Source organism: Streptomyces sp. NBC_01750 (genome assembly GCF_035918095.1).
GTDB lineage: Bacteria > Actinomycetota > Actinomycetes > Streptomycetales > Streptomycetaceae > Streptomyces.
The window spans coordinates 2520119-2534371 of the sequence record NZ_CP109137.1 but is presented as its reverse complement, the minus strand read 5'-3'; the positions used below and the strand labels follow the sequence as shown (position 1 = coordinate 2534371).

11 protein-coding genes are annotated in these 14253 nt (G+C 68.1%); 7 read left to right on the top strand and 4 right to left on the bottom strand.

Going from position 1 to position 14253, the window contains the following annotated elements:
* Positions 1 to 111 precede the first annotated feature (111 nt).
* A complete protein-coding gene (locus tag OG966_RS11510) occupies positions 112 to 3243 on the top strand; it encodes an efflux RND transporter permease subunit (protein ID WP_326649426.1) in 3132 nt (1043 codons plus the stop codon).
* Between the two features lie 84 nt (positions 3244 to 3327).
* On the opposite strand, the gene nadA is transcribed toward OG966_RS11510, so the two are convergent.
* Positions 3328 to 4518, bottom strand: a complete 1191-nt coding sequence (nadA, locus tag OG966_RS11505; RefSeq protein ID WP_326649425.1) for a quinolinate synthase NadA — start codon at positions 4516 to 4518, stop codon at positions 3328 to 3330.
* A 245-nt stretch (positions 4519 to 4763) separates the two neighbouring features.
* Between nadA and OG966_RS11500 the strand changes: the two genes are divergently transcribed.
* Entirely contained in the window at positions 4764 to 5120 is a 357-nt protein-coding gene (locus tag OG966_RS11500; protein WP_326649424.1) for a HesB/IscA family protein, read from the top strand.
* Between the two features lie 93 nt (positions 5121 to 5213).
* Here the strand turns inward: OG966_RS11500 and OG966_RS11495 are convergent, their stop codons facing one another.
* Together OG966_RS11495 and OG966_RS11490 are read right to left on the bottom strand one after the other, a co-directional pair.
* On the bottom strand, positions 5214 to 6683 hold the full coding sequence (locus tag OG966_RS11495) for a hypothetical protein (RefSeq protein WP_326649423.1): 1470 nt from the start codon (positions 6681 to 6683) through the stop codon (positions 5214 to 5216).
* A 93-nt stretch (positions 6684 to 6776) separates the two neighbouring features.
* Complete coding sequence (locus OG966_RS11490) at positions 6777 to 6983, bottom strand: hypothetical protein (RefSeq protein WP_326649422.1); 207 nt, start codon at positions 6981 to 6983, stop codon at positions 6777 to 6779.
* A 131-nt stretch (positions 6984 to 7114) separates the two neighbouring features.
* Here OG966_RS11490 and OG966_RS11485 point away from each other — a divergent pair, with 131 nt between their 5' ends.
* The gene (locus tag OG966_RS11485) at positions 7115 to 8089 is read left to right on the top strand and encodes a carbohydrate kinase family protein (protein ID WP_326649421.1); all 975 of its coding nucleotides are present in this window, start codon (positions 7115 to 7117) and stop codon (positions 8087 to 8089) included.
* A 7-nt stretch (positions 8090 to 8096) separates the two neighbouring features.
* On the opposite strand, the gene OG966_RS11480 is transcribed toward OG966_RS11485, so the two are convergent.
* Positions 8097 to 9479 (bottom strand): cysteine desulfurase/sulfurtransferase TusA family protein, encoded by a 1383-nt coding sequence (locus tag OG966_RS11480; RefSeq protein WP_326649420.1) that lies wholly within the window; start codon positions 9477 to 9479, stop codon positions 8097 to 8099.
* A gap of 249 nt (positions 9480 to 9728) precedes the next feature.
* On the opposite strand from OG966_RS11480, the gene ctaC reads away from it, so the two are divergent.
* From ctaC to OG966_RS11460, 4 genes are all read left to right on the top strand, one after another.
* On the top strand, positions 9729 to 10691 hold the full coding sequence (gene ctaC / locus OG966_RS11475; protein ID WP_326649418.1) for an aa3-type cytochrome oxidase subunit II: 963 nt from the start codon (positions 9729 to 9731) through the stop codon (positions 10689 to 10691).
* Positions 10688 to 12427: an aa3-type cytochrome oxidase subunit I gene (gene ctaD, locus OG966_RS11470; RefSeq protein ID WP_326649417.1), complete on the top strand. Its 1740-nt coding sequence runs from the start codon at positions 10688 to 10690 to the stop codon at positions 12425 to 12427. The genes ctaC and ctaD overlap by 4 nt, the downstream gene beginning before the upstream one ends.
* Complete coding sequence (locus tag OG966_RS11465; RefSeq protein ID WP_326649416.1) at positions 12424 to 12822, top strand: cytochrome c oxidase subunit 4; 399 nt, start codon at positions 12424 to 12426, stop codon at positions 12820 to 12822. Before ctaD ends, OG966_RS11465 begins: the two co-directional genes overlap by 4 nt.
* A gap of 118 nt (positions 12823 to 12940) precedes the next feature.
* Positions 12941 to 14194, top strand: a complete 1254-nt coding sequence (locus tag OG966_RS11460) for a L,D-transpeptidase (RefSeq protein WP_326649415.1) — start codon at positions 12941 to 12943, stop codon at positions 14192 to 14194.
* The last annotated feature ends 59 nt before the right edge of the window (positions 14195 to 14253 follow it).

Sequence of the window (14253 nt, the reverse complement as noted above, 5' to 3'; positions counted from 1 at the left end):
ACTGGACCTGGGATCGAGGATAGGACCTCCTCGAATGCCTGATCGTATTAACGGGCAGCCGACTGCGCCCTCATGTCCTTCCTGCCGCGTAAGCCACAGAAGAGAGACCTCATGTCCTGGCTGTCCAGATTCAGCCTGTCGCAACGAGCCCTGATCGGTCTGATGTCGATCGTCGCGATCGTCTTCGGAGCGATCGCCATCCCGCAGCTCAAGCAGCAGCTGCTGCCCTCCATCGAACTGCCGATGGTGTCGGTGCTGGCCCCGTACCAGGGCGCGTCCCCCGATGTGGTCGAGAAGCAGGTCGTCGAACCGCTCGAGAGCACCATCAAGGCCGTCGACGGCATCAAGGGCATCACCTCCACGGCGAGCGAGGGCAACGCCGTGATCATGGCCAGCTTCGAGTACGGGGACGGCTCCAAGCAGCTCGTCGCCGATGTGCAGCAGGCTGTGAACCGGGCCCGTACCCAGCTGCCCGACGACGTCGACCCGCAGGTCATCGCCGGTTCGACGGACGACATCCCGACCGTCGTCCTTGCCATCACCTCCGACAAGGACCAGCAGGCGCTCAGCGACCAGCTGGAGCGCACCGTCGTGCCGGCGCTCGAGGACATCGACGGCGTCGGCCAGGTCTCCGTCGACGGCGTCCAGGACCTCCAGGTCTCCGTCACTCCCGACAACAAGAAGCTCGCCTCGGCCGGGCTGGACACCATGGCGCTCGCCGAGGCGCTCAAGGCGGGCGGCGCGACGCTGCCGGCAGGCTCCTTCTCCGAGGACGGCAAGAGCCGTACGGTCCAGGTCGGTGGCGGCTTCACCACGCTGAAGCAGATCGAGGACCTGCGCGTTTCCCCGGCGAAGGGCAAGCCGGTACGCCTCGGCGAAATCGCCACGGTGAAGCAGGAGGAGTCCCAGCGGGTCTCCATCACCCGTACGGACGGCAAGCCGAGTCTCGCCGTCCTCGCCACCATGGACAACGACGGCAGCGCGGTCGCCATCTCCGACGCGGTCAAGGACAAGCTGCCCGAGCTCCGCAAGGACCTTGGCTCCGGTGCTCAGCTGACCGTCGTCTCCGACCAGGGCCCTGCCGTCTCCAAGTCGATCTCCGGTCTGACCACCGAAGGCGCGCTCGGACTGCTCTTCGCGGTCATCGTGATCCTTCTCTTCCTGGCCTCGCTCCGTTCCACGCTGGTCACGGCGGTCTCCATCCCGCTCTCGGTCGTCCTCGCGCTGATCGTGCTCTGGACGCGTGATCTGTCGCTCAACATGCTCACGCTGGGCGCGCTGACCATCGCGATCGGCCGGGTCGTCGACGACTCGATCGTGGTTCTGGAGAACATCAAGCGGCACCTCGGCTACGGCGAGGAGCGGCAGTCGGCGATCATCACCGCGGTGAAGGAAGTGGCGGGCGCCGTCACCTCGTCGACGCTGACGACCGTCGCCGTCTTCCTGCCCATCGGTCTGGTGGGCGGCATGGTCGGTGAGCTCTTCGGCTCGTTCTCGCTGACCATCACCGCGGCCCTGCTGGCCTCGCTGCTGGTCTCGCTGACCGTCGTCCCCGTCCTGTCGTTCTGGTTCCTGCGCGCGCCGAAGGCCGTACGGGGCATCGACCCGGACGAGGCCCGGCGCAAGGCGGAGGAGAAGGAGGCGCGCAGCCCGCTGCAGCGGATGTACGTGCCGGTGCTGCGTTTCGCGACCCGCCGCCGCGTCACCAGCGTCGTCCTCGCGCTCGTCGTGCTCTTCGGCACCTTCGGTATGGCCGGGCTGCTGAAGACGAACTTCTTCGACCAGGGCGAGCAGGAGGTCATGTCCGTCAAGCAGGAGCTGGCCCCCGGCACCAGCCTGGAGGCGGCGGACGCCTCCGCGAAGAAGGTGGAGAAGGCCCTCGACGGAATCGACGAGATCAAGGACTACCAGGTCACGGTCGGCTCCTCCGGCTTCATGGCGGCCTTCGGCGGCGGTACGGGTGCCAACCAGGCCTCCTACCAGCTGACCCTGAAGGACGCGTCGTCGTACGAGAAGACCCGCGACCGTATCGACGAGGAGCTCGGCAAGCTCGACGGCATCGGCGACACGACGATCGCGGCGGGCGACGGTTTCGGCAACCAGGACCTGAGCGTCGTGGTGAAGGCGTCCGACGCGGACACGCTGAAGAAGGCGTCCGAGGCGGTACGGGCCGAGGTGGCGAAGCTCGACGACGTCACCGACGTGCAGAGCGACCTGGCGCAGAGCGTCCCGCGGATCTCGGTCAAGGCGAACGCGAAGGCGGCGGACGCGGGCTTCAACGAGACCACGCTGGGTCTGGCCGTCGGCCAGGCGGTGCGCGGCACTCCGTCGGCCAAGGCGATCCTGGACGACACCGAGCGCGATGTCGTGATCACCTCGGCGAAGCCGGCGAAGACGCTGTCGGACCTTCGTAACCTCCCCCTGGGCCCGGTGAAGCTCGGTGACATCGCCGATGTGAAGCTCGTCCCCGGACCGGTCTCGATGACGCGGATCGACGGCTCGCGGGCCGCGACGATCACGGCGAAGCCGACCGGTGACAACACGGGCGCGGTGAGCGCGTCGCTCCAGAGCAAGCTCAAGTCGCTGGACCTCCCGGACGGTGCCACGGCGAGCATCGGTGGTGTCTCGTCCGACCAGGACGATGCCTTCGCCTCGCTGGGCCTGGCGATGCTGGCGGCGATCGCGATCGTCTTCATGCTGCTGGTCGCGACGTTCCGCTCGCTGGTCCAGCCGCTGATCCTGCTGGTGTCGATCCCCTTCGCGGCTACGGGCGCGATCGGCCTGCTGATCGTCACGGGTACGCCGATGGGTGTCCCGGCGATGATCGGCATGCTGATGCTCATCGGCATCGTGGTCACCAACGCGATCGTGCTGATCGACCTGATCAACCAGTACCGGGCACAGGGCCTGGGCGTGGTGGAAGCCGTCGTCGAGGGCGGTCGCCACCGGCTGCGCCCGATCCTGATGACGGCCCTGGCGACGATCTTCGCGCTGCTCCCGATGGCCCTGGGCGTCACGGGAGAGGGCGGCTTCATCGCCAAGCCGCTGGCGGTGGTGGTGATCGGCGGCCTGATCACCTCGACGCTGCTGACGCTGCTGCTGGTCCCGACGCTGTACGCGATGGTGGAACTCCGCAAGGAGCGCCGCGCCGACAAGAAGGCCGCGAAGCGCGCGTCCAAGTCCCCCGCCCCGCGGGGCGAGGCGGACGCGGAGCCCGCGGCCCAGGAACCGGCCCAGGTCTGAGCCGGTCGCGGACGCGACACAGGGGTGCCCCCGGCCCGAACGGCCGGTGGCACCCCTGTATGCGGTCCGAGCCCGGGGCGGGCGCTACGGCAGCGCCAGCATCCGCTCCAGCGCCAGCTTCGCGAAGCTCTCCGTCTCCTTGTCGACCTGGATCCGGTTCACCAGATTTCCTTCAGCCAGCGACTCCAGCGCCCACACCAGGTGCGGCAGGTCGATGCGGTTCATCGTCGAGCAGAAGCACACCGTCTTGTCGAGGAAGACGATCTCCTTGTCGGGATGTGCGTTCGCGACCCGGCGAACCAGGTTGAGCTCCGTCCCGATCGCCCACTTCGAGCCGGCCGGAGCCGCCTCCAGTGTCTTGATGATGTACTCGGTCGAGCCGACATAGTCCGCGGCCGACACGACCTCGTGCTTGCACTCGGGATGGACCAGGACATTCACGCCCGGGATCCGCTCCCGCACGTCGTTGACCGAATCCAGCGAGAAGCGGCCGTGCACCGAGCAGTGCCCACGCCACAGGATCATCTTCGCGTCGCGCAGCTGCCCGGCCGTCAGTCCGCCGTTCGGCTTGTGCGGGTTGTAGAGGACGCAGTCGTCGAGAGACATCCCCATCTCCCGCACCGCGGTGTTCCGCCCCAGGTGCTGGTCGGGCAGGAACAGCACCTTCTCGCCCTGCTCGAAGGCCCAGTCCAGCGCACGCTTCGCGTTCGACGACGTACAGATCGTCCCGCCGTGCTTACCGGTGAAGGCCTTGATGTCGGCCGAGGAGTTCATGTACGACACGGGCACGACCTGCTCCGCGATGCCGGCCTCGGCCAGCACGTCCCAGCACTCGGCGACCTGCTCCGCGGTGGCCATGTCGGCCATCGAACAGCCGGCGGCCAGGTCGGGCAGTACGACCTTCTGGTCGTCCGAGGTCAGGATGTCCGCGGACTCGGCCATGAAGTGCACGCCGCAGAAGACGATGTACTCGGCCTCCGGCCGCGCCGCGGCGTCCTTGGCCAGCTTGAAGGAGTCCCCGGTCACGTCCGCGAACTGGATGACCTCGTCGCGCTGGTAGTGGTGCCCCAGGACGAAGACCTTGTCCCCGAGCTTCTCCTTGGCTGCACGAGCGCGCTCCACCAGGTCCGGGTCGGACGGGGAGGGCAGGTCGCCGGGGCACTCCACACCGCGCTCGCTCCTGGGGTCGGCCTCGCGGCCGAGCAGCAGCAGGGCGAGCGGCGTCGGCTGGACGTCGAGCTCCGGGCGGGCTTGGGCGGTGGTCACGACACGCACCCTTTCTTTTCTGCAGACAGACCTTTTCGTCTATTTGACGTTATCTATCATAACTGCTTCACGTCACTTTGACGATCGCCATAGCGTCTATGTGACGCACCCCCTGTCGACAGGTCGGCGCCTCCCGGCAGTCCGGTGTGCGAGCATGAAAGGGAACGACATGCCCTCGGCCCCGGAATGAATCCGTGGCCATGCCGGTTGCAACCGTCGGCAAGTAGTCTCCGTACAACCCGGGAGAGAAGCAGATGTCCGTATCGGACGAGACCACCACCGTGAGCGACGGCATCCTCCTGTCCGACGCCGCCGCCGCCAAGGTCAAGGGCCTGCTGGAGCAGGAAGGCCGGGACGACCTCGCGCTGCGCGTCGCCGTTCAGCCCGGCGGCTGCTCCGGCCTGCGCTACCAGCTGTTCTTCGACGAGCGTTCGCTCGACGGCGATGTCGTCAAGGACTTCGACGGCGTCAAGGTCGTCACCGACCGGATGAGCGCCCCATACCTGGGCGGCGCCTCCATCGACTTCGTCGACACGATCGAGAAGCAGGGCTTCACGATCGACAACCCGAACGCCTCCGGGTCCTGCGCCTGCGGTGACTCCTTCAGCTAAAGCTGAGCCCAGTCGGACGAAAGGCGGCGTCCCCGATCTCCGGGGCCGCCGCCTTCGTCTGTCCGGCGTCCCTGCGGACGCCCGGAGCAGGTGCTATTTGGGCGGGACGGCCTCACCCGTCCGCGCGTCCACGACCCTCCGGTCGCCCAGCGGCTTGTGCAGGGTCACCTTCTCCGTCAACTGCTTCGCCATCATGACGCAGATCCGCTTCGGGTCGGGATTCGACTCGACGACCCGGACCTTCACCTGGCTGTCGCTCTCGCTCGCCGTCGCCGCGTAGTCGCTGCACACGCCACCCCAGAAGGTCACGGACAGGACCCGCCCGTTCACGCTGTACGACATGACGCTCCGCTCGGACCCCGCGACAGGATTCTTCGGCGGCTCGGTCGGCTTGACGTTCTGCTCCGGCGGTGCGGACTTCGACAGGAACTTCGGGTCCACCGCCGTCTGGGTGACCGTGAACGGCTGGGCGCCGCCCTTCGGCTTCACCTCGAACAGCCACGACGGTACGAGCGCCTGCTGCCCGTCCACGTACTGGGCTGCCAGTCCGAAAACCGCCTTGCCTACCGTCAGCCGCTCAGGGCCGGCCGCCTTGCTCTTCGGCTCGCAGGGTGCCGCGGGCTTCTGTTCGCCCTCCACCGGCACCGGGGTGGCGCACCCGCCGATCCCGACCCGGCCCGCGCCCTCACCGGCCTTGTTCAGCTGCTTCAGCGCCTCCTGCGCCGAGACCACCGGATACTCGTCGCTCTTTTCGGGCTTCTTCAACTGCCCGCTGCCGCCGACCACTTGACCGTCCGCGCCGACCTGGATCCCGGTCGTCCAGCCGTACGTCGGCAGCCCGCCGACCACCGGAGCGGCATTCACCACCCGTACCGCGCCCATCAGTTGGCGCGCGTCCAGCTCGGCGTCGCCCTGGCCGACCGCCTTCAGTACGGGAGCGGCGGCCTTCCTCGCGGCGGCCTCGCTCACCGCGGGGCCCCCGGCCGCCCGTCCCGGCTCGCCGCGCGACGGACACGCCTTGCCCTTCAGGCAGTTGTCACCGCCCGGTGAAGCCCCGAACCGGGCGAACGTCCAGGTGCCCGGCGCCTGCTTGTTGATCTGGAGCAACGGGCCCGCGCCGTCCTTGTCGGCCCCGATCTTCCAGGCCGGGCCGGCGAGCCGCGGTGTGCCCGGCAGCCCGAGCGCCTTCGCCAGCCGGGTCGCCTCGGCCTCGGTGACAGTCCCGTTCGGACGGTAGACAGGTGCCGAATCCGGCCCCTCCGGCAGCTTGCCCTCGGCCCGGTAGACGATCCCGCCGTTGGGGTCGGGCTCGCCGGGCGCGATGCCGGGGCCGCCGCTGCCCGAAGAGCTGCCGCCGCCCGTAGAGGCGTCCAGCGAGAGCAGCGGCGGTGTCATATCGCGCGGCGCATCGCTCCCGGCGTCCGCGCTGCGGCCGCCACCGAAGCCGGCCGTCGCGAAGTACGTACCGCCTCCCGCGACCAGCACCGCCGCCGCTACCGAGGCGACGGCGAGCGGGGAACGCCGGCGGCGGGGGCTGTCGTGAGTGTTCTCCGTGCTGCTCACCGCATCGCTCCTTGTCTCATGCCCCCTTCTGCCGGGGGCACGGATGGGACGGAGCGAGGGGGCGCACGGTTCCCTCGGTGCGCCTCTTGCGCGTCAGTCGCCGTATTCGGACATTGCGTCGATCAGCCGGGCGGAAGCCGCTGTGACTACGACACCATGGATGCGGGACGGCGGCACGGGCGCGGGCACAGCGGCCGCCGGCACAACCCAGTGCGGAGCCATCCGCGCGCAGTCACCGCGCAGCTGGGCCAGGCTGATTTCGGACTCTCGCTGTTCGCGCGGGGCGATGTGCTTCGTCATATCCGCACCGTACGCAGGGGGGAGTCCAGGAAAAAAGACCTACTATCGGGTAGTTTCCGCACTTCAGGACAGGTGCTTCGACCCGGTAGCGTTAACTGTCAACGCCACCCCGCCACAGGAGCGTCCTCGCCGTGCGAATCGCAGTCACCGGCTCCATCGCCACTGACCATCTCATGACCTTCCCCGGCCGCTTCGCCGACCAGCTGGTCGGGGACCAGTTGCACACGGTCTCCCTCTCCTTCCTCGTCGACAACCTTGACGTACGCCGGGGCGGTGTCGGCGCCAACATCTGCTTCGGCATGGGCCAGCTCGGCACCAGGCCCATCCTGGTCGGCGCGGCCGGAGCCGACTTCGACGAATACCGTGCCTGGCTCGACCGGCACGGTGTCGACACCGGCTCGGTCCGAATCTCCGAGGTCCTGCACACCGCCCGTTTCGTCTGTACGACGGACGCCGACCACAACCAGATCGGGTCCTTCTACACAGGCGCGATGAGCGAGGCCCGCCAGATCGAGCTCAAGAAGGTCGCCGACCGGGTCGGCGGCCTCGACCTGGTTCTGATCGGCGCGGACGACCCCGAGGCGATGCTCCGGCACACCGAGGAGTGCAGGACCCGCTCGATCGCGTTCGCCGCGGACTTCTCCCAGCAGATCGCGCGGATGAGCGGCGACGACATCCGCACTCTCCTCGACGGGGCCACCTACCTCTTCTCCAACGAGTACGAGAAGGGGCTCATCGAGTCCAAGACCGGCTGGAGCGACGAGGAGATCCTGGGCAAGGTCGGCCACCGCGTCACCACCCTGGGCTCACGCGGCGTCCGTATCGAGCAGGCCGGTGAGGACATGATCGAGGTCGGCTGTGCGGAGGAGGAGGCCAAGGTCGACCCGACCGGCGTCGGCGACGCGTTCCGCGCGGGCTTCCTCTCGGGCCTGTCCTGGGGTGTGAACCTGGAGCGCGCGGCCCAGATCGGCTGCATGCTGGCGACTCTCGTCATCGAGACCGTGGGCACCCAGGAATACACGTTGCGCCGCGCCCACTTCATGGACCGCTTCACCAAGGCGTACGGCCACGAGGCCGCGGCCGAGGTCCAGGTGCACGTCGGCTGATCAGGAGTTACGAGCGCCGGCGGACCACATAGGCCACGCCCCGGTCCGCCGGCTGCTCGCCCACGTACTCCTGGTCCCGCATCTCGCACCACGCCGGGATGTCCAGGCGTGCCGCCTCGTCGTCCGCGAGGACCGTCACCGTGCCACCGACCGGGACGTCGCCGATCACCTTCGCCAGCTCGATCACCGGGATCGGGCACAGCTTGCCGAGCGCGTCCACGACCAGCGACGCCTCCTTACCGGTCCCGCCGGCCGCGACGGGCGCGCCGAGCCGCTCGCGCACCCCTGACACCACCCCCGGCAGCACCTCGAGAAAGCGGTCCACCTCCGCCTCGGTCGTACCGAGAGGGAGCGAGACGCGGACATTTCCCTCCGACAGCACACCCATCGCCCGCAGCACATGGCTCGGCGTCAGTGTGCTGCTCGTGCAGGACGACCCCGACGAGACCGAGAAACCCGCCCGGTCCAGCTCGTGCAGCAGAGTCTCTCCGTCGACATAGAGACAGGAGAAGGTGACGAGATGGGGGAGCCGGCGCACCGGGTCACCGACCACCTCCACATCCGGGACCAGCTCCGGGACGCGGGTCCGGATCCGGTCCACCAGAGCACGCAGCCGTACGGCCTCGTCCGCCGCCTCCGCCCGTACCGCCCGCAGCGAGGCGGCGGCCGCCACGATCGCCGGGATGTTCTCGAAGCCGGCCGTCCGCCCCGACTCCCGCTCGTCGGCGGGCTCTTGAGGGGCGAACCGGACACCCTTGCGCACGGCGAGCAGCCCGACTCCCGCAGGGCCGCCCCATTTATGGGCACTTGCCGCGAGCAGCGACCAGTCACCCTCCACCGGCCCCCAGCCGAGCGACTGCGCCGCGTCCACCAGCAGCGGCACCCCGGCCGCCCGGCACGCCTCGGCGACCAGGTCCACCGGCTGCTCGGTGCCCACCTCATGGTTGGCCGACTGCAGACAGGCCAACGCGGTGTCCTCACGCAGCGCGGCCGCGTACGCGGCAGCAGAAACCGCCCCGGCCCGGTCCACCGGTACCTCGGTCACCGCGCCGCCGCCCGCCGCCTCGTGCGCCGCCGCCGAATGGAGCACCGAGGAGTGCTCGACCGCGGAAACGACCAGGTGGCGCCCGACACGCCGACGGCCCGCGAGTGCGCCGGAAATTCCCAGGTGAATCGCGCGCGTCCCCGAAGGGGTGAAGACCAGCTCGTCCGGACGGCAGCCGACCGCGTCCGCCGCCGCCTCCCGCGCCGCGTCCAACAGCAGCCGGGCGCGCCGCCCCTCACGGTAGAGCCGGGCCGGGTCGGCCCAGCCCTCGTCCAGGGAGGCCTGCAGGGCCTGCCGGGCAACCGGGTGCAGGGGAGCGGAGGATGCGGCGTCGAAGTAGGGCACGCCGCCACGCTAACCCCCGTACGCGGAGAGGCCGTCAGATGCCCGCCGGAGGCCTGTATTCCGGGGTGATTCCACCCCTTCGGGGAGTCGGGCGGCGCGTTGGGCACCCTCCCCGCGCGACCCCAAATAGCGTCCAGTAGGGTTTGGTCCGCATAAACATCCAAACCCCTGCCCGCGTCAGGGCCGGCGACCGACCAGCGTGACGGCCGCGGCATGCCGCGCGGGCCGAGACTCTCGGGAAGGCGCTACGTGAGTCCCAACGGCTCCGACCGCTCGTCGCGGCGCCCGATGCGGCGGAAGCTGCTCCAGGTGCTGACCGCGGGTGTAGTCCTGTCGACCGCCTCCGGTTGCACATATGAGGACTTCCCCCGCCTGGGAATGCCCACCCCGGTAACGGAAGAGGCCCCTCGGATCCTCTCCCTCTGGCAGGGCTCGTGGGCGGCAGCGCTCATCACGGGCGCGCTGGTGTGGGGTCTGATCATCTGGAGCATCGTCTTCCACCGGCGCAGCCGCACCAAGGTGGAGGTACCCCCGCAGACCCGGTACAACATGCCGATCGAGGCTTTGTACACGGTGGTCCCGCTCATCATCGTTTCGGTGCTCTTCTACTTCACCGCGCGTGATGAGTCGAAGCTCCTCTCCCTCTCCGCGAAGCCCGCCCACACGGTCAACGTGGTCGGCTACCAGTGGAGCTGGGGCTTCAACTACATCGAGAACCTGGACGGCGACGCCAAGACCGGCGCCGGGGTCCCCAAGGAGCTCGACGCCATTCCGGACAGGTTCCAGAAGCAGTTCCCCGAAGGCGCCGAAGGCGTCTACGACGCCGGTATCCCCGGCACCAGGAACCCGCAGACCGGAAACCCGGGTCCGACCCTCTGGCTGCCCAAGGGAGAGAAGGTCCGGTTCATCCTGACCTCTCGGGACGTCATCCACTCCTTCTGGGTGATCCCGTTCCTGATGAAGCAGGACGTCATCCCGGGTCACACCAACTCCTTCGAGGTGACTCCGAACCACGAGGGCACCTTCATGGGCAAGTGCGCCGAGCTCTGCGGCGTCGACCACTCCCGGATGCTCTTCAATGTCAAGGTCGTCTCCCCGGAGCGCTACCAGCAGCACCTGAAGGAGCTGGCGGAGAAGGGGCAGACCGGCTTCATCCCGTCGGGCATTGAGCTGACGGACCCGGCCAGGAATGCGGAGAAGAACAAACTGTGAGCATCCTCAACGAACCTCAGGGTGCCGCCGCAGCAGCTGACGACTCGTACGAGAACGAGCTGCCGGTACGGCGCAAGCAGCCGGGCACTGTGATCGTGAGCTGGCTGACGACCACCGACCACAAGACCATCGGCACGATGTACCTGGTCACGTCGTTCGCGTTCTTCTGCATCGGCGGAATCATGGCGCTCTTCATGCGCGCCGAGCTGGCCCGTCCCGGCACGCAGATCATGTCGAACGAGCAGTTCAACCAGGCGTTCACGATGCACGGCACGATCATGCTGCTGATGTTCGCGACGCCGCTGTTCGCCGGATTCGCGAACTGGATCATGCCGCTGCAGATCGGCGCGCCCGATGTGGCGTTCCCGCGGCTGAACATGTTCGCGTACTGGCTGTACCTCTTCGGCTCGCTGATCGCGGTGGCCGGCTTCCTCACCCCGCAGGGTGCGGCCGACTTCGGCTGGTTCGCCTACTCCCCGCTGTCGGACGCGGTCCGCTCGCCGGGCGTCGGCGCCGATATGTGGATCATGGGTCTGGCCTTCTCCGGCTTCGGCACGATCCTCGGTTCGGTCAACTTCATCACCACGATCATCTGCATGCGAGCCCCCGGCATGACGATGTTCCGGATGCCGATCTTCGTCTGGAACGTGCTGCTGACCGGTGTGCTGGTCCTGCTCGCCTTCCCGGTGCTGGCCGCCGCGCTCTTCGCGCTGGAGGCGGACCGTAAATTCGGTGCGCATGTCTTCGACTCCGCCAATGGCGGGGCCTTGCTCTGGCAACACCTCTTCTGGTTCTTCGGCCATCCAGAGGTGTACATCATCGCCCTGCCCTTCTTCGGGATCGTCTCCGAGATCATCCCGGTCTTCAGCCGTAAGCCGATGTTCGGCTACATCGGTCTGGTGGCCGCGACGATCGGTATCGCGGGACTGTCCGTGACGGTGTGGGCGCACCACATGTACGTCACAGGCGGCGTACTCCTGCCGTTCTTCTCCTTCATGACCTTCCTGATCGCGGTGCCGACCGGTGTGAAGTTCTTCAACTGGATCGGCACCATGTGGAAGGGCTCACTGTCCTTCGAGACACCCATGCTCTGGACGATCGGCTTCCTGGTCACCTTCACCTTCGGTGGACTGACCGGCGTCATCCTGGCCTCGCCCCCGATGGACTTCCACGTCTCCGACTCGTACTTCGTCGTCGCGCACTTCCACTACGTCGTCTTCGGCACCGTGGTCTTCGCGATGTTCGCCGGATTCCACTTCTGGTGGCCGAAGTTCACCGGCAAGATGCTGGACGAGCGGCTCGGCAAGATCACCTTCTGGACGCTGTTCATCGGCTTCCACGGCACGTTCCTGGTGCAGCACTGGCTGGGCGCCGAGGGCATGCCGCGTCGTTACGCGGACTACCTCGCCGCCGACGGCTTCACCACGCTGAACACCATCTCCACGATCAGCTCGTTCCTGCTCGGCCTGTCGGTCCTGCCGTTCATGTACAACGTCTGGAAGACAGCCAAGTACGGCAAGAAGGTCGAGGTCGACGACCCGTGGGGCTACGGCCGTTCGCTGGAGTGGGCGACCACCTGCCCGCCGCCGCGGCACAACTTCCTCACCCTGCCGCGGATCCGCAGCGAATCCCCGGCGTTCGACCTGCACCACCCGGAGATCGCAGCTCTCGACCAGCTCGAGCACGGCGGCCACGGAGCCAGCGTCCTCACCGGTGACAAGGAGGACGGCAAGTGAAGATCCAAGGCAAGATGTTCCTCTGGCTGAGCGTCTTCATCCTCGCCGTCGCCGTCCTGTACGGCGTCTGGTCCAAGGAGCCGGCCGGTACCACCGCGCTGTTCCTGGCCTTCGGCCTGAGCGTCATGATCGGCTACTACCTGGCCTTCACGGCCCGGCGAGTGGACGCCATGGCGCAGGACGACAAGGAGGCCGACGTAGCGGACGAGGCCGGCGAGGTGGGGTTCTTCTCCCCGCACAGCTGGCAGCCGCTCGCGCTCGGCATCGGTGGCGCGCTCGCCTTCATGGGCGTCGTCTTCGGCTGGTGGCTGATGTACTTCTCCGCCCCGGTCATCATGATCGGCCTGTTCGGCTGGGTGTTCGAGTACTACCGCGGTGAGAACCAGAACCAGTAACACCGCGTCAGCGGCGCACGGGTCGGCCCGGATCCCCTTCACTCGTGAGTGGGATCCGGGCCACTCGTTTGCAGTCACCCGGCGCGCCGTTACTGACAGATCTTCATAGCGTGTGGTTATGAACAACACGCCGCGCATCCGCACCGTCGTCAGCTGCACCCTGCTGGTCGTGTCCCTCGGGGCGGGCGCGACCGCGTGCCTCGATTCCGACGGCCACCCGCTCGCCGCGAAGCCGTACGACGCGACGGAACAGATCTCCTTCAACGCGCCGTCCGGCGATGCCAAGGCGGACCCGGACAAGCCGCTCGAGGTCACCGTCGAGGACGGCGAGGGCCGGATCACCGATGTCAGGGTGACCGACGAATGGGGTCACCACCTCGCCGGCGAACTCTCCGCGGACGGCGGCCGCTGGCGCTCCACGGCGCCCCTGGCGGCCGGCGTCAAGTACACCGTCAAGGTCTCCATGGAGGACGAGGACGGCGCCCCGGGCACCCGGACGATCACCTTTGAGACCGCGCCGTCCAAGAAGCTCCTGACCGTCCAGTTCGGCCCGAAGGCGGGCACGTACGGGGTCGGCCAGCCGATCACCGCGGACCTCACCGCCCCGGTCACGGGCAAGGAGGCCAGGGCGGTCGTCGAAAGCGCTCTGAAGGTCGAGTCCACGCCCGCCGTGGAGGGCACCTGGCACTGGGTGGACGACAAGACTCTGCACTTCCGCCCGAAGGAGTACTGGCCCGCCGGCGCCACCGTCACCGCGGTCAGCAACCTCCAGGGCGTCAAGGTCGCCAACAAGCTCTACGGCGGCGCCTCGAAGCCGCTGAAGCTCACCATCGGCGACCGAATAGAGGCGATAACCGACGCCGGCTCGCACCAGATGACGGTCAAGCGCAACGGAGAAGTGATCAACACCATTCCGGTGACCACGGGCAAGCCCGGCTTCTCCACCCGAAACGGAATCAAGGTCGTGCTCGGCAAGGAGTACTTCGTACGGATGCGCGGTACCACCGTCGGTATCTCCGAGGGCAGCGCGGACTCGTACGACCTGCCCGTCTACTACGCGACGCGCGTCACCTGGAGCGGTGAGTACGTCCACGCCGCGCCGTGGTCCGTCGGCTCACAGGGGTACGCGAACGTCAGCCACGGCTGCACCGGGATGTCCACGAGCAACGCCGCCTGGTTCTTCCGGACCGTGCGCGAGGGCGACATAGTCAAGGTCATCAACAGCTCCGGCGCCGAAATGGCCCCCTTCGGGAACGGCTTCGGCGACTGGAACCTCTCCTGGGACATATGGCGCAAGGGCAGTGCCCTGGTGGCCGAGACCAGGGACGGCAGCAGCCCCGTCGACGTGGCGCGACTGCGGCCCCAGGTGTGACCCGGACCGACAAGGTGCGACCCGGACCGACAAGGTGTGACCCGGACCGACCCGGGCCG